The 22,951-nt window shown below is 44.3% G+C and carries 22 protein-coding genes; 13 read left to right on the top strand and 9 right to left on the bottom strand.

All coding sequences use genetic code 11. The annotated features are described in order from the left end of the window. Window positions 1-339 precede the first annotated feature (339 nt). Window positions 340-2,130, bottom strand: coding sequence for an efflux RND transporter periplasmic adaptor subunit (locus AAFP11_RS01870; RefSeq protein WP_341735488.1), 1,791 nt, complete (start codon window positions 2,128-2,130; stop codon window positions 340-342). Window positions 2,131-2,733: 603 nt separating this feature from the next. On the opposite strand from AAFP11_RS01870, the gene AAFP11_RS01865 reads away from it, so the two are divergent. The 3 genes from AAFP11_RS01865 to AAFP11_RS01855 all read left to right on the top strand — a co-directional run bounded on the left by AAFP11_RS01865 (window position 2,734) and on the right by AAFP11_RS01855 (window position 6,219). Beyond that, window positions 2,734-3,768 carry an RRXRR domain-containing protein gene (locus AAFP11_RS01865; RefSeq protein WP_340520936.1) on the top strand — a complete coding sequence of 345 codons (1,035 nt, stop codon included), beginning with the start codon at window positions 2,734-2,736 and terminating at the stop codon, window positions 3,766-3,768. A gap of 47 nt (window positions 3,769-3,815) precedes the next feature. Continuing rightward, window positions 3,816-4,913, top strand: coding sequence for an AI-2E family transporter (locus tag AAFP11_RS01860; RefSeq protein ID WP_341735487.1), 1,098 nt, complete (start codon window positions 3,816-3,818; stop codon window positions 4,911-4,913). 235 nt (window positions 4,914-5,148) lie between these two features. Continuing rightward, window positions 5,149-6,219 (top strand): ABC transporter permease, encoded by a 1,071-nt coding sequence (locus AAFP11_RS01855; RefSeq protein WP_341735486.1) that lies wholly within the window; start codon window positions 5,149-5,151, stop codon window positions 6,217-6,219. Window positions 6,220-6,423: 204 nt separating this feature from the next. Here the strand turns inward: AAFP11_RS01855 and AAFP11_RS01850 are convergent, their stop codons facing one another. Continuing rightward, complete coding sequence (locus tag AAFP11_RS01850; protein ID WP_341735485.1) at window positions 6,424-6,633, bottom strand: CsbD family protein; 210 nt, start codon at window positions 6,631-6,633, stop codon at window positions 6,424-6,426. A gap of 116 nt (window positions 6,634-6,749) precedes the next feature. Further along, window positions 6,750-7,577 carry a PHP domain-containing protein gene (locus tag AAFP11_RS01845; RefSeq protein ID WP_341735484.1) on the bottom strand — a complete coding sequence of 276 codons (828 nt, stop codon included), beginning with the start codon at window positions 7,575-7,577 and terminating at the stop codon, window positions 6,750-6,752. A gap of 394 nt (window positions 7,578-7,971) precedes the next feature. Here AAFP11_RS01845 and AAFP11_RS01840 point away from each other — a divergent pair, with 394 nt between their 5' ends. Further along, a complete protein-coding gene (locus tag AAFP11_RS01840) occupies window positions 7,972-8,316 on the top strand; it encodes a hypothetical protein (protein ID WP_341735483.1) in 345 nt (114 codons plus the stop codon). A 12-nt stretch (window positions 8,317-8,328) separates the two neighbouring features. On the opposite strand, the gene AAFP11_RS01835 is transcribed toward AAFP11_RS01840, so the two are convergent. Next, on the bottom strand, window positions 8,329-8,796 hold the full coding sequence (locus AAFP11_RS01835) for a hypothetical protein (protein ID WP_341735482.1): 468 nt from the start codon (window positions 8,794-8,796) through the stop codon (window positions 8,329-8,331). Window positions 8,797-9,092: 296 nt separating this feature from the next. On the opposite strand from AAFP11_RS01835, the gene AAFP11_RS01830 reads away from it, so the two are divergent. Beyond that, window positions 9,093-9,476, top strand: coding sequence for a VOC family protein (locus AAFP11_RS01830; protein WP_341735481.1), 384 nt, complete (start codon window positions 9,093-9,095; stop codon window positions 9,474-9,476). A 404-nt stretch (window positions 9,477-9,880) separates the two neighbouring features. Here AAFP11_RS01830 and AAFP11_RS01825 read toward each other — a convergent pair whose 3' ends face one another. Beyond that, entirely contained in the window at window positions 9,881-10,567 is a 687-nt protein-coding gene (locus tag AAFP11_RS01825) for a phosphoribosyltransferase family protein (protein WP_341735480.1), read from the bottom strand. Window positions 10,568-10,643: 76 nt separating this feature from the next. Here AAFP11_RS01825 and AAFP11_RS01820 point away from each other — a divergent pair, with 76 nt between their 5' ends. The 6 genes from AAFP11_RS01820 to AAFP11_RS01795 all read left to right on the top strand — a co-directional run bounded on the left by AAFP11_RS01820 (window position 10,644) and on the right by AAFP11_RS01795 (window position 15,279). Next, the gene (locus tag AAFP11_RS01820; protein ID WP_341735479.1) at window positions 10,644-11,330 is read left to right on the top strand and encodes a uracil-DNA glycosylase; all 687 of its coding nucleotides are present in this window, start codon (window positions 10,644-10,646) and stop codon (window positions 11,328-11,330) included. A gap of 396 nt (window positions 11,331-11,726) precedes the next feature. After that, window positions 11,727-13,070, top strand: a complete 1,344-nt coding sequence (locus tag AAFP11_RS01815) for a serine/threonine-protein kinase (RefSeq protein ID WP_341735478.1) — start codon at window positions 11,727-11,729, stop codon at window positions 13,068-13,070. Window positions 13,071-13,217: 147 nt separating this feature from the next. Further along, window positions 13,218-13,556: a type II toxin-antitoxin system RelE/ParE family toxin gene (locus AAFP11_RS01810; protein ID WP_341735477.1), complete on the top strand. Its 339-nt coding sequence runs from the start codon at window positions 13,218-13,220 to the stop codon at window positions 13,554-13,556. Continuing rightward, window positions 13,549-13,908 (top strand): transcriptional regulator, encoded by a 360-nt coding sequence (locus AAFP11_RS01805; RefSeq protein WP_341735476.1) that lies wholly within the window; start codon window positions 13,549-13,551, stop codon window positions 13,906-13,908. Before AAFP11_RS01810 ends, AAFP11_RS01805 begins: the two co-directional genes overlap by 8 nt. Window positions 13,909-14,033: 125 nt before the next feature. Then, entirely contained in the window at window positions 14,034-14,462 is a 429-nt protein-coding gene (locus AAFP11_RS01800) for a papain fold toxin domain-containing protein (RefSeq protein WP_341735475.1), read from the top strand. After that, on the top strand, window positions 14,446-15,279 hold the full coding sequence (locus AAFP11_RS01795; RefSeq protein ID WP_341735474.1) for a hypothetical protein: 834 nt from the start codon (window positions 14,446-14,448) through the stop codon (window positions 15,277-15,279). The genes AAFP11_RS01800 and AAFP11_RS01795 overlap by 17 nt, the downstream gene beginning before the upstream one ends. 234 nt (window positions 15,280-15,513) lie before the next feature. Here AAFP11_RS01795 and pyrF read toward each other — a convergent pair whose 3' ends face one another. Beyond that, the gene (gene pyrF, locus AAFP11_RS01790; protein WP_341735473.1) at window positions 15,514-16,224 is read right to left on the bottom strand and encodes an orotidine-5'-phosphate decarboxylase; all 711 of its coding nucleotides are present in this window, start codon (window positions 16,222-16,224) and stop codon (window positions 15,514-15,516) included. Window positions 16,225-16,266: 42 nt separating this feature from the next. Beyond that, a complete protein-coding gene (gene tyrS, locus AAFP11_RS01785; protein ID WP_341735589.1) occupies window positions 16,267-17,499 on the bottom strand; it encodes a tyrosine--tRNA ligase in 1,233 nt (410 codons plus the stop codon). A 179-nt stretch (window positions 17,500-17,678) separates the two neighbouring features. On the opposite strand from tyrS, the gene AAFP11_RS01780 reads away from it, so the two are divergent. Further along, window positions 17,679-19,598 (top strand): transglycosylase domain-containing protein, encoded by a 1,920-nt coding sequence (locus AAFP11_RS01780; RefSeq protein ID WP_341735472.1) that lies wholly within the window; start codon window positions 17,679-17,681, stop codon window positions 19,596-19,598. 524 nt (window positions 19,599-20,122) lie between these two features. Next, complete coding sequence (locus AAFP11_RS01775) at window positions 20,123-21,514, top strand: transposase (RefSeq protein ID WP_341735471.1); 1,392 nt, start codon at window positions 20,123-20,125, stop codon at window positions 21,512-21,514. Between the two features lie 55 nt (window positions 21,515-21,569). On the opposite strand, the gene AAFP11_RS01770 is transcribed toward AAFP11_RS01775, so the two are convergent. Continuing rightward, the gene (locus AAFP11_RS01770) at window positions 21,570-21,893 is read right to left on the bottom strand and encodes a DUF1825 family protein (RefSeq protein ID WP_340522752.1); all 324 of its coding nucleotides are present in this window, start codon (window positions 21,891-21,893) and stop codon (window positions 21,570-21,572) included. 336 nt (window positions 21,894-22,229) lie between these two features. Beyond that, window positions 22,230-22,823 (bottom strand): signal peptidase I, encoded by a 594-nt coding sequence (gene lepB, locus AAFP11_RS01765; protein ID WP_341735470.1) that lies wholly within the window; start codon window positions 22,821-22,823, stop codon window positions 22,230-22,232. Between the last annotated feature and the right edge of the window lie 128 nt (window positions 22,824-22,951).

Raw genomic sequence — 22,951 nt, 5'->3', positions numbered from 1 at the left:
TGGTAATAGAGTTCCTGCTTTCTTCCGCTTTCTCTCTTCTTTCTTCTCTTCCTTTGCGTCCTTCGCGCCTTCGCGGTTCGTTCAAAAAAAGTAATACTGTAGGGTGCGAAGTCCGCACCTTACACTTACTAACTACTGACTAATGACCCTTCGACTACGCTCAGGGCACCGCTACTAACTAATGACTACTGACTACTGACTAATGACTACTGACGACTGACGACTGACGACTGACGACTGACGACTGACTACTGACTACTGACTAATGACTACTGACTACTGACGACTGACGACTGACGACTGACGACTGACTACTGACTACTGACTACTGACTACTGACTATTTAACAACCTTAACCCGATCGCCATCCTTGAGATAACCAGCCCCAGCAACCACCACGCGATCGCCAACCTTCAAACCCTTTTTAATCTCCACCTTAGCATTAGTCAAATCACCAACAGCCCCCCCAGAAATTGCCCCAACCTCCACAGATTGAGCCTGCACCTTATCCTCACCAACCAATTTATAAACCACAGCACCACCATCAGCTTGCGGTAAAATAGCCTTAGCCGAAACCTTCAAACCTTGAGCCGTTGCTGTAGCAATCGCAGCCCGCAAAAACATTCCCGATCGCAAAAAATCACTTTCAGGCAAATCTATTTTCACTGTAGCTTGGCGATTTTGAGGGTCAACCAGAGGCGAAATATCTCGCACAGTTCCTGCTAATTTAATCCGCTTGTCAGAATCAGAAGTAATATTGACAGCAGTGCCAGGGCGTACCTGGGAAAGTTGAGTTTCCGGCACTTTTAATTGCAATTCCAGCTTGTTTCCCCGAATAATCGAAAACAGTTTTTGGCTCCCGGAAGAAACATCCCCAACTCTACCAATTCTTTCCGCCACAGTGCCGCTATCCGGTGCGCGAACTACAGTTTGTTCTAATTGAGTTTGTAACTGTTTGACTCGCGCATCATTGCTCCGAACAGTAGCAGCATTGTTTCCGACATTGGCTCTAGCGCTGCTGACACTTGAACCAGCCGTATTCACTTTCGCACGAGCACTGCTGAGGGCTGCCTTAGCTGTATTGATATTAGCCATCGCATTTGCTACTTTAGCAAGAGCCGATCGCACTTCTTCGGCTGCTTTATTTTGTTCTTCCAAAGCTCGATTTAAATCAGCTTTAGTTTTGTTCAAATCTTGAACAGCAGTTTGCTGCTCTGTTTTACGTCTTTCTAATTCTTGCTGACTAATTACTCCCTGAGATGCCAAATCTTGGGTACGATTTACCTCTCTTTGGGCCTGTTCTAATTTAGCCTGAGCAGAAGCAATGCCCGCTCTAGCTTGATTAACACCAGCTTGAGCTTGGCCGACACCAGCTTGAGCTTGGCCGACACCTGTTTTGGCTTGCTCTGCGTCAGCGATGGCTTTTTCCACGCCAGCCTGAGCTTGAGCCACGCCGGCTTCGGCTTCTTCTTGGGTAGACTGGGCTTGCTCCACCTGAGCTTGGGCTTGTTCTACGGTAGAAGTGGCAGATTGTACTTTAGCAACAGCTTCGGAAATTTGCGATCGCAACACCGAGTCATCCAAAACCGCCATCACCTGACCCTTTTCTACCCTATCTCCTTCCGCCACCAACACCTGCTTGATTTGCAAGCCATTAGCTTGTGGGAGTACCGGCAGTAAATCGTAGGGGGCTACAGTGCCCGTTGCTTCTAGAGTTTGAGTCACCTGGGCCGATTCTACCGGTGCCACTGTCACAGTCTGAGCAATCGGTGCTTGAGTTGCCGCTTTTGCGGGAGCAGTCGGAGGTGCACTGGGGCGTTGGATCATGTGTACTGTCGCTAGTGTAGCAGCTACCCCAATGCCTACCCCTGCCAACACCCCTGGCCACTTGATGCCTTTGCTGGGCGCAGATGCTGTTTCTTCCCCTTCCCAAACTGCTGATTCCTCGCTATCCATTTCTGGAACTAAAAGAGAAATTTCGCGTTCATCTTCCTCAGAGGCGAATTTCCGGCGAGACTCGTCTTTGATGCTATCTTCGTACACGATCGCCGCTTCGTTGCTATCGCGATTGGGGTGTAGGTGATGAAGGGGTTGCGTTTCTTCCGCTTCTGAAATAATTGGATGGGTCACAGTAGTTCCTCCCGCCGGTATCAGCCTTTGGTTTTTTATATTGTAAAGAAAGATTGCGTTCTTAATATCTATTTCATTGTAACGGAGGTGGTCAACAGTACCGCGTCCTCCCTTTGGATGACTGCGGCCTAATTTTGGGTTGCCACCTTGGAGAAAATGACTGCACGGATGGGAAGCTTGTAGGTGGATTCTGGATTGTCAGAAGGAGTCGATGGGTTTTACTTCTGTTTCCAGGAGCCGTTTGGCTCTCACCAACTCATCAATAAGCTTGTCAGTAAGTCTCATCGGGAACTGATTATTGTTAGTTTATATTCCAGATGTTTAGTGTAGAATATGGCACATATACCCCAAAAATTGTGCCCGTTTAATTGACAAAAATCCCAGTCATAAACCCCAGCCTGAAGGCATGGGGCTTGAAAGAGGAAGGCTCACCACCCTCCAAATTCAAGACCAAAACAGTGTCTAGCCTGCGTCTTTAAAAGACCAACTGAACTGCCTGAGAGTGGTATCTCACAAAACGTTAAGAATGCCTCCCTAGTTCTTAACCACTTTGGCAGTCAGTGGCGAAGGGAAATATATACCTAGAAATAGGACTTACCATAAATGTTTGTACCCGTTGTAAACAGTGAAAATAGACCGTTAATGCCGACTACCAATGCCCGCGCCAAGCGTTGGATAGGATCGGGCAAGGCAACACCCTTCTGGAAAAAAGGAGTATTTTGTGTCAGGTTGAATGCAGAGCCTTCAAACCACAACTATCAACCCATAGCGGTTGGCATCGATCCAGGTAGCAAACGCGAAGGATTTACCGTTAAATCCAAATCGCATACCTACTTAAACATCCAGACCCATGCAATTGATTGGGTAAAAGACCATGTTGAAGTAAGGCGAAATATGCGACGTGCTCGGCGGTTTCGGAACACACCGTGCCGTCAAAACCGAGCTAACAGGTTGGTTAACAAAAATCGGCTCCCTCCATCTACTAAGGCAAGATGGCAGTGGAAGTTAAGGATAGTTAACTGGCTAACGTTGATGTTTCCAATATCGACAATTGTTGTGGAAGATATCAAAGCAAGAACCCGAAAAAACGGACGCAAGTGGAATGTATCGTTTAGCCCTTTGGAAGTAGGCAAACACTGGTTTTACTCTGAGGTTAGAAAGATTGCCCATCTTGAGATTAGATCGGGAAACGATACTTACGAACTGCGTCAAAATTTAGGACTTCTCAAGTCCAAACAGAAACTATCAAACAAGTTTGAGGCTCACTGCGTGGATTCTTGGGTGTTAGCTAATTGGTACGCGGGAGGACACATCCAACCCGACAAGACCAAGCTAATAGAAGTAATTCCCCTTGAGTTTCATCGCAGACAGCTCCATCGCTTGCAACATTCCACAGGTCATATTCGCCTTCGTTATGGTGGCACAATTAGTATCGGGTTTAAGCGCGGTTCAATTGTTAAACACCCTAAATACGGATTTTGTTACGTTGGCGGTTGGCAAGAATCTCCAACAAAGAAAGACCCGTACCGAAAAACAATTAGCTTGCACGATTTAAAAACTGGCAAGCGTCTAACTCAAAACGCATCGCCCGCAGATTGTAAATTTTTGTCCTACAACTCGTGGCGCATTGCAAATTAAATTGTAAAGCCGTCCTAGAAGGACGGGGTTTCCAACCCATTTTTCTGATGAATAGCCTCTTTTCTCCGGCTCAACAGTTTCTAATCACTTGGCTGCTAGTGCTAGTGACAGGATGGTTTACCCTAGCTGCTATTAATTATGTGGGAGAACTGGTCAGCATTTTGGTAACGGCGGGACTAATTGCCTTTTTATTGAATTATGCAGTAGTAAGACTGCAAGTATTTTTGCCACGGGGAGTAGCTGCGGCCCTGGTCTATTTAACTGCTGGTTTGTTATTAGTAGTAATTGGTTTAACTATTGTACCACCGGTGTTTAGCCAAGCCAGACAGTTGGGGGTGAGACTCCCGGAATTGTTGGAGTCTGGGCGACAGCAGCTAGGTGAATTCCAAACTTGGAGTGCCGATCGCAATTTGCCTTTTAACGTGGAAATTTTGGAGCAGCAACTATCTGCTAAAGTGCAAGAACAAGTACAGGCGATCGCGGGTACTGGTTTAGGGTTAGTTGTCGGTACGGTTAACTGGTTTTTGGATTTAATTCTAATTCTGGTAATTTCCTTTTATATGCTCCTAGACGGACAAAGAGTCTGGGGTGGCTTGACAAGTATTTTTTCCCCAGATATTCGCTATGTTTTAACTGACACTTTGCAGCGAAATCTCCAGCGCTTTGTATCGGGACAGTTGCTGCTGGGACTATTTATGGCCACAGCACTGACTCTGGCTTTTTGGTGGTTGCGAGTCCCATTTTTCCTGTTATTTGCGGTATTTATAGGATTAACAGAAATAATTCCCTTTATCGGTGCAACTTTGGGAATTGGAGCAGTTAGTATCATTGTAGCATTTATTGATTGGTGGCAAGCCCTGCAAGTCTTAGCAGTGGCGATCTCCCTTCAGCAAATCAAAGATAACTTAGTAGCTCCTCGCATCATGGGAAATCTCACAGGATTAAGCCCGGTAGTTATTTTCACAGCCTTGTTGCTAGGAGGTAAAGTGGGAGGATTATTGGGAGTTATCCTGGCAATTCCGTTAACTGGGGTAGTAAAAAGTATAGTAGAAATTGTACTCAACCCCAAATTACCACCGCAAACAGGCTCCTTTTTCTACAATCCCTTTCGGGACGAAGAATTACAGCAAAATGATATTCAGTAGTCATTAGTCAGTAGTCATTAGTCAGTAGTCATTAGTCATTAGTCATTAGTCATTAGTCATTAGTCAGTAGTCAGTAGTCAGTAGTCAGTAGTCAGTAGTCATTAGTCATTAGTCATGACTAAACTAACAAATAACAAATAACAAACAACAAATAACAAATAACCAATAACCAATAACAAACAACAAATAACCAATAACCAATAACAAAAGTTAACCTTCAACAATTAAAAAAACTATGAAATGGTGGCAAAACCTGAAACATAATCCTCTAGCTAAGTTGGGAGCAGTGTTGCTCTTGATTTTTTACACCGTAGCAATTTTAGCTGATTTTGTAGCACCTTACGACCCCTACGAATCTCTATTAAACACTTCTTTGTTGCCGCCGACGCAGATTCATTTCATCGCACCAGATGGGCAATTTATTGGTCCCCATATTTATCCCACTACCCAAGGTTCTGTGGATGTAAATACAGGCGATCGCAAAGTAATTGTAGACACCCGCAAACCCTCCTCTTTGGTTTTCTTTACCAAAGGTTATCCCTATAAGTTGTTCGGAATTATTTCAGGCGATCGACACCTATTTGGTGCTACGGGAGAAGCCAGAATTAACCTTTTAGGCACGGACGAACAAGCTCGTGACCAATTTAGTCGCTTAGTACACGGCAGCCGCATTAGCCTCAGCATCGGTTTAGTAGGAATAGCAATTTCTTTTCCTTTGGGATTGTTAATCGGAGGAATTTCAGGTTATTTTGGGAGTTGGATTGATAGTGTTTTAATGCGCTTTGTGGAAGTATTGATGACAATTCCCGGTCTTTATTTATTAGTAGCATTAGCAGCAGTTCTACCACCGGGATTGACAAGCGCTCAGCGATTTATCCTGATTGTCATTATTACTTCATTCATCAGTTGGACTGGTTTAGCGCGGGTAATTCGCGGTCAAGTGCTCTCCATTAAACAACTAGAATTCGTCCAAGCAGCGAGGGCAATGGGTGCAAATCCACTTTATATTATTGTCCGTCATGTATTGCCCCAAACTGCCACTTACGTGATTATTTCTGCTACTTTATCCGTGCCGAGTTTTATTGTGGCGGAGTCAGTTTTGAGTTTGATTGGGCTGGGAATTCAACAGCCCGATCCTTCTTGGGGAAATTTGCTCTCCCTGTCTACTAATGCTTCAGTTTTAGTATTGCAACCTTGGTTAGTTTGGCCCCCAGCTATCTTAATTATTCTCACGGTTTTGGCGTTTAATTTATTGGGTGATGGGTTGCGGGATGCTCTCGATCCCAGAAGCGCTCAAAGAAATTAAATCAAGGGCATTGGGCATTGGGCATTGGTGAAAACTTAAGACTGAAACCCACAATAAATGTGGCTTTATTCTCGTTCCTAGGCTCTGCCTGGGAACGCATATTTGAAGGCTCTGCCTCCCGTTTTCCTCCCCAAGCGAGGCAGAGCCTCTGGATATTGGTTCCCAGGCAGAGCCTAGGAACCAGTTGCGCCCAAACTGTATTTTCTACAACTTGTCGATCGCCTTTTTCGCCTTGTCTGTCACATTTTTCACGGCATTTTTCAGATCTTCTGCTGCATGGCGGGCGGCAGCTTCAGCTTGTTTTGCCTTACCTTCAACCTGGTCTTTTTTGTTGCCTGTGATATTGCCGAAAACTTCTTGAACTTTACCTTCTACATTTTTGCCGATCGCCTTTGCTCTATCTTCTGTACTCATAGCACACTCCGCTAAGCAATTTAAGGTTTTTACTATGTTACTACTATTTACCAAGTCCTTGACTTGAAATTCACATTTATTTATATAAATTTATCCGCCAAATTCACCCTAAAAAACTACTTCAAACTGGCCGCCGCAACTTTAACTGGTTCCAGCAATTCTAACGGTAAATGCAACATATTTAAAGTAGTGCTATCAGTGTTTTTTCTTTCAGGATCGGGGCCGTGATAGTCGCTACCACCTGTCATCAACAAACCGTAGTGCAAGCACAAATCTTGCAATTTTTGAATCTGACTGGAACTGTGGCTGGGATGGTATACTTCCACTCCCATTAAACCCGCATCTACTAATTCTTTTAATACTTCTTCAACCACTCCGCCCCGAAATAAATAAGGGTGAGCCCACACTGGTACTGCGCCACTACTCCGCAATAAATCAATACCCTCGACGATGGAGAATTTTTCGTAACGAACGTAAGCTGGCCCACCATCTCCCAACCACCGATCGAAGGCTTCCCGCGATGATTTGGCATAACCTGCTGCTACCAATGCAGACGCAATATGAGGTCTTCCTGGTGCCATACCTGGGGACGTTTTTGGTAATGCGATCGGGTATCCCATGGCTGCTAATTTGTCCACCATTTCTTGCGATCGCCTAAACCGTCCTTCTAGGCGATCGTTCAAAGGAACGCGCAGCTTATTTGCATCGGGATAAAAACCTAAAATGTGCAAAGAGCGATCGTTGTGGACTGTACTAAGTTCTACTCCGGGGACTATTTCTAGATTGTACAAAAGGGCCGCCACAAAAGCTTCATCCCAACCAGACATAGTATCGTGATCTGTGATAGCCAAAGCGCGAACCCCTGACGCAGCAGCCGCCGCGACGAGTTCCCCAGGGGTGAGAGTACCATCCGAAAAAGTTGTGTGACAGTGGAGTTCTAGCATATTGACCTGATTAACGAAGAATTTTCGCGAACTTTACGGAAACTGCCCAACTTATCAAGTATAGCTTTATTCTCGACTCCCCAGCCCTCAGCAACTCCCAAAACGTTGAGGACGTTTTTAATTGCTCAAAGCATTGGTATTGCTGCTTCTTCCTTCTTCCTTACTGCATACATCGCAGCTTAATCCTTGTGCCAGTTGGCAAATTGGCTAAATTCAGCGGCGGCTGCTTGTACTTCGCAAACAGTCTCAAGCCCTAGCCCACAAGGCATAGAGTGCAATCGAGTGTCAGAGTCGATCGAGCGAAAAACTGTGATGGTTGGGATAGTGTCATTTTGCTGTCACTAACACACAGGGATTTTTTCTAAAGTAACAACATGACATTCAGGAACTACTTATGATTTCTACTCTTTGCCTCCCCGAAACTTCTCTTAAGTCTAACCAAGTTAATGCCCATCGTAATACAGTTGATTCCAATAGCAACCTAGAATATTGTATAGCCGCTGCTTGGGTAGACTTAGTAGGAGGAGACTACAGTAGTTTAGGAGGAGATGATTGGCTGGCGATATGTGGCGATATTGATGAAGGCGAACTTTACAAAGAATGGTTTGTGTGGCAAGATAGCGAAGTGACCAAAGAATGGGAAGCTTTCGATCCGATTACTAATTATCGCATCGTTGCACCTAGCCGAGCCATTTTAATTGCTCAAATCGATCGCATCGAAGCTACCAGAAAAATCTAATCTGTATGCAATCTAGGTTCCTTGGACTTTCAGTTTTTCCCGCTCCAACTTGCGTTGTTTCAATGCTTCCAGATTTTGCTTGATCGAGTCGATCGCAATTCCATTCCCCTGCTGTTGGTAAAATTCACTGGCAGTAATTAAATTCTGCACAGCAGCATCATCAGAACGCAAATTAGCAACAGCCAAACCCCGATTGTGGTAAGCTTCTGCCAAAGTAGAAACAAGTTGTAAGGCGCTGGTAAATTTGTCTTGAGCTTTTCGATAATTTCCAGATTTATAGGCCTCAATCCCTTCTTGGTAATAAACAGAGGCCTTGCGGCCAGCATCCGTAGCCGGAAATTCTGGTAAACTTAAAATGGGTTCTTGAAACAGTACAGAAACGCTACCCTTACCGAAGTAAGCCCAAGTCATTGTTCCTAGGCCAATCCCCAGGACGGCAACAATGATGATAGACAGAGCAATAAAATTGGTGGTTTCCATTGAACAATATTTGTCGTATTGCAATATGATAAGATATATTTGAATTTTTGCAACAAGGGCTGGCCGAAATTACCAAAGAAATGGGTTTAAAGGCCCGTCCTTGGCTTGAAGGCTTTTGTTTGAGATTTGTGTTAGCTTTCATCAAGACGACAGGTAAGAGCGGTGTATAATATATTCAGAGCGATCGCCTCCCTTACCGTACCTGCAAATTCTGACACCGCAACCAACGCACAAACTCAATAGAAGGATTTTAAGTATAATAATATGCAAAACCACCGATCGCCATCAATCATAATATGAGTTTCCTCTACAGCGCCGCCCTAGTAACTTTAGCAGATATCGACAAGGAAGTTCTCGTTAAATTTTACACAAAATTTCTCGACATCGAGCCGAATCCTTACATTCCTAATACTTATGCTGAATTTCAACTACCGGGTTTAAGATTAGGCATATTCAAACCCAAAAATTCCCACAAAGCAGAATTTTTAGGTATCGGAAAAGCAGGCATGAGTTTATGTTTGGAAGTCAGCGACATCGAAATGGCGATTGCCCGAATTTGGGCCCTAGGATGTCCGCCCCCCGGAGAAATTATTAAAGCTAGTCACGGTTTAGAAATCTACGCCTTCGATCCCGCCGGCAATCGCCTAATTTTACATCAATCCCATGACAATGTAGGATGATAGCTAATGATTTGCGAACTCTCGATCTTCTCTTCTCTTCCTTCGCGTCCTTCGCGTCTTCGCGGTTCGTTAACTCAAAACTGCCTTAACTATCTAATCAATTCAGCAAAACTATAAAAACTGATAATTAACAATAATAGCGCTGTGATATGAGTTAGCTGAAATTGAGGCCGCGGGCCCAGGGATTCTCGCACTAAAATTGAAAAAGACGAACCAATTATATAACTTAGAGACAAGGCTAAATAGGGCCATTGCCCTGTGAAAGTCCATAACCCCAACAAAATCATCGCTAAAGTCAACATCACCAACTCAACAAAGCGAGGAGGATTGTGCTGACTAGATAGAATCAAAGTATCCAACCAATATTGCCAAGGTCTCATTTATTAGTGATCGCACTTTTAGATTTAACCTTCTAGGTTAACAGACGATCGCCATTCACTTTGTTGCATTAAACACGCTAAGGCAACTTCCGTCTCCACTTGCGGAAATTCCGCGTAAAAGCGACTGACGCTATAAAAAGGGTCTGGGGTTTCTAGGACGATGTGGCGATCGCACATTTCCTCCAAAAATTCTAGCAAATCCTGCGGTGCAACCGGCACACAAATCCACAAAGCCATCGGCTGCTGAATCCGCAAAGCCTGCGCCGCCACAGCCATCGTCATCCCCGTCGCAACCCCATCATCCACCAAAATCGCCAAAGCCCCCGCAGCGCTAACATTTGGACGTCCCGGAGACAAATCTGCCAGTAGAGATTGGGCGCGATCGAGAGCCTGCTGGAGTGCTAAAGTTTGAAAAGACAAATTGCGTGGCTTTTGTTGCCACACCACTTCCCCATCAGCAGTGGCAGCCCCGATCGCGTATTCTAAATTATCAGGACGAGTAATTTTCTTCGCCACCACCACATCCAAAGGACAACCCAACAAACGGGCAATAGGTACTGCGATGGGCAAACCACCGCGCGGCAAAGCATAAACAATCGGTTTCACAACCTCTGGCGAGGTTAAATTCAATTTTTCGAGCTCTGCGAAAACTGCCGCCGCCAGTTTTTCACCAGCATCAGCGCGATTATCAAACAACGGGCTAGAGAACATATTCCTACCTGTAGGAGCAAACGCGATCTAAACTATAAACTCTAGCTTCCCAAAAATCTCCCTGATCTTTAAATATATGTCAAGCGACTTGCAACTCAGCCTTTTTGACAGCAGTCAAAGTGCCTCTTTCCAGACAGACTCAATACCGACAAATGTCAAAATTCCCATTCCTCCGGGCACCTATCAAAATATCCAGCAAATAACCGAACACTGCAACCGCTGTCACCGCTGCGAATTAGGCAACAGTCGCACTCACGCCGTCATCGGGCGCGGGAATCCTCAAGCAAAAATCTTGATTGTCGGAGAAGCGCCCGGACAAAATGAAGATGAAACCGGATTGCCATTCGTTGGGCGATCGGGCCAACTTTTAGATAAGATTTTAGAATCAGTAGGACTCAACACAGAAACCGACGTATTCATTGCCAACGTCATCAAATGTCGCCCCCCCAACAATCGCCCTCCGACAGCAAAAGAAATCGAAGCTTGCAAACCATACTTACTCGAACAAATCCGCATCTTAGACCCCAAAATTATTTTATTAACCGGTGCAACAGCCCTCAAAGGTTTGCTTAGCGACAAGCGACCAATTAGTAAAATTAGAGGTCAATTGATTGAATGGGAAAATCGCTTATGTATGCCGATTTTTCACCCATCGTACTTGTTGCGAAACCCTTCCCGTGAACCCGAAACTCCGAAATGGTTTATGTGGCAAGATATGCAAGTAATCAAGGCTAAATTGGATGAATTCAAAGAGCAATTATAATATTTTTGTTCGTTATTTGTAGGGGCGGGTTTCACCAACAATCTCCAATTCCCACCCACAATCTCAAAAACCCGCCCCGCCCCAACCCAAAAATTCATCAATCTTGGTTAACCACGGCGGTATAATTCAATTGCCAAAGCAACGCTCATCTGCTACAATTTCCTGTATCTACACATCCATTGGTGTCAACTTAAGCCTGAAATCCCTGAGAAATCTGGTTTTTACCTGAGTCTAGATCCCCCTAAATCCCCCTTAAGAAGGGGGACTTTGATCGGACTCCTGTCCCCCCCTTCTTAAGGGGGGCTAGGGGGATCTAGATTTAATAGTCTTGCCAACAGTCTCTGACTGGGTTTGACCTTAAGTTGACACCTATGCTACACACCATCACACAACAATATGCAGCACTGGAAAAAGGGACAACAACTGCACGAAGGCAAATATTTAATCGAAGAAATCCTCGGCGGCGGCAGTTTCGGTGTCACTTACCGCGCTCAAAATCGCAAAGAAGGTAAATTAGTTGCGATTAAAACGCTGAATGCTATCCAACAAGGAAAGCCAGATTTTGTTAAGCGCCAAGGTAAGTTTATGAATGAGGCGCTGTGTTTGGCAAAATGCCATCATCCTCATGTTGTTGAAGTTTATGAGGTGTTTCAGGAGGGTGATTTATGGTGTATGGTGATGGAGTTACTTGACGGCACTAATTTAGCTGAATATCTCGAAGATAACGGCATTTTGTCGGAAGATAAAGCTTTGCCAATTATTCAACAAGTGGGAAATGCTTTGAGTTTTATTCATAAGCAAGGATTTACTCATCAGGATGTTAAACCCCAAAATATCATGCTGACACAGCGGGGTTTTGAGGCGGTTTTGATTGATTTTGGTTTGGCGCGACAGGCGACGGTACCGGGAAAGTTAAGGACTAATAGTAATTCGGGGACTGAGTGTTTTGCACCTCTGGAGTTGTTGGAAAAACGAGCAGAATTTGGTGCTTATACTGATGTTTATTCTTTGGCGGCGACGCTGTATGTGATGCTGACGGGTAAGTTGCCGTTTCCGTCGCAAGTCAGGAAGGAAAATATTCCGTTAACTCCGCCGAAACAGCATAATAATAAAATTAGCGATAGGGTGAATGCAGCGATTATAAAAGGGATGGAATTGGAACCGCAAAATCGCCCCCAGTCGGTGCAGAAATGGTTGGATTTAGTGATGCCTAAACAGGCGAATAATGAGGTGCAATTAGTTTCTGTGGTGGGTGTCGATTATAGGAAATTGCGGGATTTATTGGTCGCCGGAAAGTGGGAAGAAGCGAATGAGGAAACGGGGACAGTGATTGTGAATGTGGTGAGTATTGAGCAAAAAGGATGGGTGTATAAAAGTCTAGGAAATATTATCATAAATGACTTGAGTAACAGTTTGAAACTTCTTGAAAAATTTCCCTGCGAGGACTTGTCTACCATTGACCAACTTTGGGTAAAATATTCTAATGGTCGCTTTGGCTTTAGCGTGCAAAAACGTATCTATCAAAGTTTGAGGGGAACCAGTGAATGTGATAACGAAGTTTGGGAGAGGTTTGGTGATTGCGTCGGTTGGAGGCGAAATAATAAATGGCAGGGTCTATTATACAGCTGCTTTACTTTTTCAGAGAAAGCACCAGAAGCTCACCTCCCTTCTTTTTGTTGTTTCTGTTGGCTGTGGAGTAAATGTGATTTCTTCTCTCGCGTCGAGACCTGTGGACTTTAACATCTAAGCGTTTCAGAGTTTCGTTAAGATTTATAACAGAGGCTAAAACCACGAAACCTTGCGCTGTCTACGTTTCCGATACCTGGCACTGACCGGAATGAGCTAAAATTTTATCGATTGATACTAAGGTTTGTATTAAATGAAATCATGGAAGTCCAACCGAGAGAAATTCAAACCTATGAAACCTTAGAGGGAAAAATCCCTTTTGAAGACTGGCTTGATTCTTTGCGCGATCGCGAAAGGAAAGCTAAAATAAAAGGTAGACTTCAGCGAGTTGCTCTTGGTAATTTAGGAGACTGTAAATCAGTAGGAGAGGGAGTTTTTGAGTTAAAAATTGACTACGGCCCAGGCTACCGGGTTTATTTTGGAGAAAGAGACTCAACTATTGTACTGCTTCTCTGCGGTGGAGATAAAAGTACCCAAGATCGAGATATTCGCAAAGCCAAAGAATACTGGATAGAATTTAGGAGTAGAAACGATGCCTAAAACTCATAGTTACCATGACTATCTGATTAAATCCCTCCAAGAAATTGAAGAATCTGCCGCTTATCTTCAAGCAATTTTAGAAGAAAACGAACCGGAATCTGAACTTTTATTGACAGTCCTCAAAGACGTAGTTAAATCTCAACATAAAATCTCTATAATGACGGAAGGCGAACAACAGAATTGGGAGAAACTTCAGGAATTGCTAAAAGCATCAGGGGGAGAAGAGATTTACCGATTTATTGGTTTGCTGAAGGCTTTAGGATTAAAGACAGAGATTGCAGTTAGTCAAGGTGAGACTCCAGACGCATCAATGTTAGAATCCTCATCTCGCGTCGAGACTTGTAAAGTTTAACATCTTACTTTTCTTACATCTGTTGTTGAACTTTGAGTTGAGTCATTAGTTATCCATATATTCCGTCCTGTTGGTATAATTGATTCTTTAGATAATTATATTGCCATTCAAGGAGATTATTTTAAATGGGTTCAGAAAACAGCGAACCCCTCGAAAGCCTAACAAATGAAGACATTTATCGAGAAGTGAGCAAAATTGTCAGTCAATTTCGCCTCTACCAGTGCGACGAAGCCGTTCAAGCTGTTGTAGAATGGTTAGAAACTGGAGATATGAAAGGAACAATCCTGAGAATTAAAACTAAATATGACGAAGAAGACTATATCCTAAGTCAGCGTTTAGAAAGTCAAGGCATAACAGAATCAATCACTCTTAATGGGCAGCATTATGGCATCGAAGTTCAAGGGTTAGTTTTCGATAATTTATCAGTTACAGGAATAACCCGCGAAGATTGGCTAAACGACTTTCAATCCATTAGCGGAGAATTCATTATTACAGAATTTGATAGTACAACTTTTAACCAAAATGAAGGTCAATCAAATGACTCAACTCTATGACATTCTAGCACAAATCAAAAACCAACCAACCCAATATTTAAGGCAAACTTCCCTGCCTCACCTGTTCATATTTTTAAATGGTTACAAAATAGCAAGGCGAGATTTAGGCATTACCATCACTTCAGAGGAACAGGAGTTTTATCGAGACTTTCAACCTTGGATTCAGCAAAAATTAAAAATCAAAACCGTTAACTCTTGGGCAAACATCATTCAACTTTTCTGCATCAATGACAGAGAAGCATTCAATTACTTTTTTGAACTTCTGGCAGAATTTAACCAAGGAGAAAAACCCTCAGAACCCCCCTTCCTCAAAGAATATGCCTGGAAAAATCCTCAAGCTACATCCCCAATCATAGCAGACAACAATTTTTATCAGCTTTTAGATAAAATCAAAACTAGACCCGCCCTTTATCTTGGCAAGCGTTCTATCTTTAGTCTGCAAGCTTTTTTAGATGGTTACACTTGTGCCTGTCGCCAACTCGGAATTCCTGTTACTGAACAGGAACAAGAATTTGCCGAATTTCAACACTGGATAGAAAAGCAATTTAACCGACAATCTACCAAGTCTTGGGCGCGAATCATCCTTTTTGATTCAGAAGATGAATCCCAAGCGCTTGATATATTTTTTGAGCTATTTGAAGATTTTTTACAGCGCGAATCTTCTCCTATCCCAAAACAATCTTTCGTTACTAGCCTCCCCGAAAATGGTAATAAAAAGCAGATAAATTCTTTGCTAGAAAACTTGTCCGAAGAAGCGCTTGCCCAAGTTCGTGAATTTGCTGAATCTTTGTATCAAGAAGAAAAAAGTGCAGTGTAGCGTTGATGCTAATTACATTTTAGGGCTATGCTGTTTGTCAATATGCCTTGGGTATCATGACAATTGTCAAAGCAATTGTCATCTGCTAAAATCTCATATATTACGACACCAATCAGCGAGGCAGAGCCTCTGGATCTGCGTTACTAGGCAGAGCCCAGTAACGAGAAAAAACACAGATGAACGCAGATAAAATTCCATCTGCGTTCATCTCCGGTTAAAAAAACATTCAAATTGTCAACCTAACTCTTCACAAATCCGCGCAAAAGCCGCCACTGGATCATCCGAAGCAGTAATCGGCCGCCCAATCACCAGATAATCCGCACCAGCATTAATAGCGGCCTTGGGAGTCATCGATCGCCTTTGATCGCCTCCATCGGCCCATTTTGGACGCACACCGGGACAAACCAACAGAAAATCATCGCCGCAACTCATCCGCAACTGTTCCACTTCCTGCGGAGAACAAACAGCGCCAGCTAAACCCGTTTCCTTCGCCAACAATGCCATGTGCAAAGCATACTCTGGCAACTCTAAAGGTACTTTCAACTCAAAAGCTAACTGTCGGGAATTCAAACTGGTTAACAGAGTAATTGCAATCAATTTAGGACTCGGTTTATCCACAGCCGCCGCCCCTTCTTCCAAAGCAACCAACGCCGCTTTCAGAGCATCTTTACCACAGGTAGAATGGATAGTCAATAAATCCACATTATACTTAGCAGCAGCCCGACAAGCGCCAGCCACAGTATTCGGGATGTCGTGAAATTTCAAATCCAGAAAAATCCGCTTTCCCCGCTGTTTTAAAATTTCCAAAATCCCCGGCCCGGAGCTCACAAATAGCTCTAAACCTACTTTCCAAAAAGATACATCGGGGAGTTTGTCAATCAGGGCGATCGCCTCTTCTTGACTCGCAACATCCAAAGCCACAATAATTCGATTATCAGCGTTCATCAGCGTTCATCTTCAGTATTCATCTGCGGTTAAAAAAGAGATTCAAGACACCAAACGCACAAACTTATTTTTCCCAACCTGCAAAACCTTACCGCATAATTCAGCAGGAGATTCAAAAGTGAGATTAACATCAGAAACTTTATCGCCCTCCAACTTCACCCCACCACCCTGCATCAACTTCCGCGCATCACCGCTGCTTTTGCAAAGTCCGCTAGCACTCAGAATATAAAACAACTTAGCAGGAAACTGCACGCTTGCCAAAGAAAACTCCGGCACTGCATCAGCTTCACCCGCAGCACCTTTAACCAGCGCCATTGCATCGAGTTGTGCCCGATCGCCTGCTTCCGAACCATAATACTGGCTGACAACATTCACAGCCAAAAGCTTCTGTTTTTCTCGCGGATTTTCCGGCAACGCATCCAGAGGCAAATCTGTCAATAGTTCAAAATATTGGGCGATCGAACTATCAGCAATTTTCTCCAACTTAGAATACATTGTCAGCGGGTCCTCAGACAAACCGACATAATTATGCAAAGACTTCGACATCTTCTGCACTCCATCAGTCCCGATCAAAATCGGCATCAGCAAACCAAACTGCGGTTTCATCCCAAAATGTCGTTGCAAATCTCGTCCCACCGCAATATTAAACTTTTGGTCAGTTCCCCCCAACTCCACATCAGCTTCTAAGGCCACGGAATCGTAACCCTGCATCAGCGGATACAGAAACTCGTGCAAAAAAATCGCATTTTCCTGTTCCATGCGATTGTCAAACCCTTCCTTAGCCAGCATCTGCTGCACCGTCATCGTGCCTAGCAGCTCCAAAATCTTCGCCAAGTCCAAACCAGACAACCACTCCGAGTTGTAGCGAATTTCTAGCCTGCCGGGGGTGTCAAAGTCTAAAATAGGACGAACCTGGTCTAAATAAGTCCGGGCATTTTCTGCTACTTGTTCGGGAGTTAACTGAGTGCGTGTCTCAGATTTCCCTGTCGGATCGCCAATTCTTGCGGTAAAATCTCCGATGACCAGTACCGCCGTGTGGCCCGCATCCTGAAAAGCTCGGAGTTTGCGCACGCAAATGCTGTGGCCTAGGTGGATGTCAGTCCCTGTGGGGTCAATTCCCAACTTTATCCGCAAAGGCCGATCGGCTTTGGTCAGCAATTCGACCAAATTTTCGTCAGGGTTGTTAGAATCGGGTCGATCGGGAAAAATCTCACTGACACCGCGGTAAATTCCAGAAAAGTTAGGAGAAATCATAGGGGAGCGATCGAAAACCATAATATTTTGCCAAAGTGCAGCGGAATTAGTTAAACTCACTGATTGACATATAAAAACACAACCATCAAGCTAGCATAATCCCAAAGCTTACCTACCAAAATTTTTGATGGCAGTTGTTCGAGCCCCCTTTTTAAATTCAAAGTCTCCAACCCCCAATCGACTCAGGAAGTGAAATCCACGTGTCAACCAACGCAGTCCGTAAAAATACGGAAAACTCAGCCCCCGTATTCGAGTTCGTTCAGTCCGTCAGTAAAGTGACCGCTGGAACTATACTCAGCATCACAATGCTTGCCAGTTCCGTAGTAGCTGGCGGACTGGTTGGCTTAGCGATCAGCTTCCGCAATTTGCCGGATGTTCGCATCTTGCAAACCTACTCTCCGACGGAAACTACCCACATTTACGACATCAACGGCCGGCCCCTCGCCAGCATCCACGACGAAGCCAATCGAGATGTCGTACCGCTAGACAAAATCTCCCCGAACCTGAAACGTGCTGCTTTAGCGATCGAAGATAGCAACTTTTTCACCCACAAAGGCATCAACCCAGGCGGGATAGCCAGAGCCTTCATGGCTAACCTCGAAAAAGGTAGAACCGTTGAAGGAGGCTCGACTATGACAATGCAATTAGTCAAGAACCTGTTTCTATCTCCCCAATCAAAACTCAGTCGCAAAGTAGCTGAAGCGGTAATGTCTATCCGCTTGGAGCAAATCCTCAATAAAGACCAGATTCTGCAACTTTACCTGAATCAAATTTATCTGGGTCACAACTTGTACGGCGTAGAAACGGCATCTCGCAGCTATTTCAACAAGTCAGCAGATAGTTTGACTTTGGCCGAAGCCGCCATGTTAGCTGGGTTAATTTCGGCCCCCGAAGAATACAGTCCTTTCGTCAATTACAAGTTGTCAAAAGAGCGACAGGAAATCGTTTTAACCCGGATGAAGGAGTTGAAATGGATTACCCCGACTGAAGAAGCAGCAGCTCGCACACAAAAGATTAAGCTTGGTAAAATTACCTCTTTTGGTGGCTCTCAAGTTCCTTACGTGACACAAGCCGTAATCCAAGAGTTGACTAGGCGTTTTGGGCGAGATGCTGTAGTTAAGGGAGGAATGCGCGTTCAAACTACCATCGACCTCAAAATGCAGCGCACGGCTGAAGAAACAGTCAAAGCATGGCACGATCGGCTATATTCTCAAGGCATTTTTTACGATCGCGACCAAGGTCAAATTGCCCTAGCAGCCGTCGATCCCCGCACCCACTTCGTCAAAGCAATGGTTGGGGGTGTCGATTACGAAAAAAGTCAATTCAACCGTGCAATTCAAGCCCGGAGACAGCCAGGGTCTTCTTTTAAGCCTTTTGTCTACTACGCTGCTTTTGCTAGTGGTAAATACAGTCCTGATTCTATAGTCTACGACTCTCCTGTCGGCTATCGCGACGGCGACGGCTACTACTACCCTCAAAACTATGGTGGTGGCTTCTCCGGTGCCGTCAGCATTCGCCGAGCCTTGGAAGTATCGCTAAATATTCCGGCTGTCAAGCTTGGACAAGAAGTTGGATTAAACAAAGTGATTGAAATTTGCCGGGTATTGGGCATCAGAAGTCCCATGGAACCGGTGGTTTCCTTACCCTTGGGTGCAGTTGACCTCACTCCTTTGGAGATGGCTGGAGCTTTTGCTACCTTTGCCAACAATGGCTGGCATTCTGACACCACGTTTATCGTGCAAGTCACTGACAGCAGTGGCAATGTCTTGCTCGACAACACGCCCAAACCCAAATTGGTACTCAATTCCTGGGCTGCGGCTTCTGTCAACAGCGCCCTGCAAGGCGTAGTTAACAACGGTACTGCAAGGGCGGCCCAACTTGGGCGGCCGGCTGCTGGAAAAACCGGTACTACTTCGTCAGAACGGGATATTTGGTTTGTCGGTTACGTCCCCCAGTTGTCCGTGGCTGTTTGGGTTGGCAACGACGACTACACACCGATGAGCTACGGTGCTACTGGCGGTACTATTGTCGCCCCGATTTGGCGAGATTTTATGAGCCAAGCTTTGCAGGGAGTTCCAGAAGAAGGTTTCAAACCTGCTTCAGCTTTTGAACACCCTTAATTCTTGGGAATTGGGCCTTGGGAATTGGCTCTTGGGAATTGGGCATTGGGCATTGGGCTACGAGTAGGGAATTACGAATTACGAATTCCTAATTACGAGTAGGGAATTACTAATTCCTAATTCCTAATTACGAGTGAATAATTCGTAATTCTTCACATCGATCCTCTTCCTTCTTCCCTCTTCCTTCTTCCTTCTTCCTTCTTCCTTCTTCCTTCTTCCTTCTTCCTGAAGCGGTTCAGCCAGCGGAGTCGAAGGGCCTTCTTCACATCGATCCTCTTCCTTCTTCCTTCTTCCTTCTGAAATTAACTACCAGCCGGGAAGTCTAAGGGTATATTTAGAGGGGATTAATCTGAGCGCTGCGCGAAGTACCCCGAATAAATTACTCCTTGGGATGAAAGGCTCGTCGGGTGTAGGTAAGTAAACCGACAATTAGACATTGCGAGGACCTTTAACTTTGATGTACTTCCTAGATATTAAAACAAAAGAAATGGTATGTTAAGGTAGGTCGAAAAAAGAAGCTAAAAATGCAACTCACTTACAAATACCGCCTCAAACCAACCAAGCCCCAACTAGCAACTATTGTGGCTCATTTAGAACTCTGCCGTCGGCAGTACAACTACCGACTCGACGAAAGATTTAGGTGGTGGGAAACCACGAGAACGCCTATCAACGCCTGCCCATTGATTGTTTCGATAGTTCCGATTGAGGAGATTTACCAAAATATTCCTTTAACTAGAGTTCAAACTAGGGATGGCAGAAAAAAGGATGAGTCAGGCAACCCTGTTACCAGGAAAGGTGATGTTTTCTCAAACATTGAAGGCGGATATGTACAGTGGCAGACGATACAATTAGCTGACATGAAAAACACTAAAAAATTATTCCCTGATTATAAAGTGTTAGATTCCCAGGTTTTGCAAGATGTCGTCAACCGAGTGGAAACTTCCTTTTCAAACTTCACCACGCCCGACAAAAACGGCAATCGTAGAGGCAAGCCCAAGTTCAAGGGGTTTCACTACTACAAATCCTTCACTTACCCTCAATTAGACAACTTAGATATTGTTAAAGATGAACAAAACAGGATTTGTATTAGCCTTGCTAAAATAGGCCAAGTGCCGATGGTGTTCCATCGTCCAATACCAACAGGATTCAAAGTCAAGACGGGGAGTGTTATTAGAGAAGCGGATGGGTGGTATATTTCCCTGACGCTAGAAGATAAGACGGTTCCCGTAACGGTTGCAGAAATTCAGCCGACGGTCGAAAATACTCTTGGCATTGACTTGGGAATTACTAATTACGTCTATCTTTCTAATGGCGCTCAAGTTGAAAATCCTAGATTCTTGAGGAAATCTGCCGAGAAATTAGCAAGGCTTCAAGCAAAGCTAGCTAATAGAGTCAAGGGTTCTCAACCTTGGAAGATAATCAAGAACAAGATTTCCAGATGCCATCAGTTCGTAGCTAGAGCTAGATTAGATTTTCAATTTAAAACTGCACAGGAGCTACTTAGCAAGTGTGAGGTTTTAGTTGTTGAAGATTTGAGCGTCAAAAATCTAACTAGACGTGCCAAGCCCAAGACTGATATTGAGAATGGTAATTTGGTTTATTTGCCTAACAGTCAGTCAGCTAAGAGTGGCTTGAATAAATCCATGCTTGATGCTGCTCACGGGCAATTCGCCAACGTTCTGAAATATGTCGCATGGAAACTAGGTAAAAGTGTTTTATTTGTTGACCCCAAAGGAACTTCCCAGCACTGTTGGAACTGCCTCAACAAAGTCCCGAAAGAGTTGTCCCAACGGTGGCATTCTTGTCAATGTGGAGAATCTTTGGATCGAGATGAAAATTCAGCCAAACTCATAAGAAAAATTGGTCTGAGTTACGAAAGTGGCGGTGGAACTCCGTCACTCAAAAAAGCCTTTTAAAAAAAGGAAAAAGAAGCCTGCGGTCTAACTGTACTCAGTTGACCGTCAGGTTCGTTCACGATTGCTTTTCCAGTTCAGATTTCATGCGCTCCAGGGTTGAGTTCATTTGCTCAAACATCTGCTGGGGCGTAATCCCAAATTGATTGAGTTGGGTTTTTAACTGTTCTACCGTCATCTGAGCCATGAAGTCCTCAGACAGCTCGAAACGCTTCATAAAAATACGATAACGATCCATCATTGCTTCCATCTGAGCGATGAACATTTTCTTGCCTTCGCGATCGAACTTACCATAACTGCTGCCTAGTTTGACGAGGGATTGATAGTCGTCAAATAACAGTTTGGCTTCTTGCTGAACAATTTCTGAATCAAAAAATCCCATAGCTTTACCTAATTTTTTTATATCGAACAAATTTTGATCTAGGCAGTAAGTCCCCCTGCTTATTCAACTATGTTATCAGTTGGCGGAGGCTGCCCCTACCCTTCAAAGCGTAAAGATTAGTAGCAATGTCCGTACAGGATGGGGATGGGGCATCGGGCATTGGTCATTGGGCATTGGTCATTGGGCCTTTATAGCATTCTGACTGCTGACTGTTGACTGCTGACTGTTGACTACTAACCACGGCCAACGGCCAACGGCCAACGGCCAACTACTGACTAATGACTACTGACTACTGACTACTGACTAATGACTACTGACTACTGACTACTGACTTCTTCAAACCTTCCCGATGCGTTCTAGCGGCCAAAACCTGACTACAGCGCGGCCGATGATGTTTTGCTTCGGTAAAAATCCCCAGCGGCTGGAGTCGTTGCTGTTGTTGCGGTTGTCTCCCATGACAAAGTATTGATTTTCGGGAACCTGATAAGGCCCCCACTGGTATTTAGGAGGTTCGGCAATATATTTTTCTACCAGGGCTTTGTCGTTGAGGAAGACTAAACCTTTTTTAACGGTGATAGTTTGACCCGGTAAGCCAATGATCCGCTTGATAAATGCTTGATCTTCGGTAAATCCTTGTTCTTGCAACTGCTCCGGTGGGGAAAAGACTACAATGTCGCCAGTTTTGGGAGGTTCAAGATAGTAGGATATTTTTTCGACTACGACCCGATCGCCTATATGCAAAGTTGGTAACATAGAATCCGAGGGTATGAAGCGCGGTTCGGCGATAAATGCTCGAATCAATATTGCTAAACCCAAGGCAATAATCACTATCTGAAGATTTTCTCGCTGCGAATTCCAGGCTTTTTGCCACGAAGTGTCAGGCTTATTTTCTGCTACTTCTGTATTCAAATTATTTTTTTCAGATGTCATTTAGTTCTCCGATAATTTTATTGTTTTATCCTATAAAAAAGGCAGAGAATCTTAATTCTCCACCTTTTTTATATGCTGATTTCGAGTTATTTACGATCGCACAATTGATTCAAAATTGTACTCGCGAT

This window comes from Microcoleus sp. CAWBG640 (assembly GCF_020883015.1).
GTDB classification, from domain to species: Bacteria; Cyanobacteriota; Cyanobacteriia; order Cyanobacteriales; family Microcoleaceae; genus Microcoleus; species Microcoleus anatoxicus.
The sequence above is the reverse complement of the archived record's forward strand: the minus strand, read 5'-3'. Positions and strand labels throughout refer to the sequence as shown.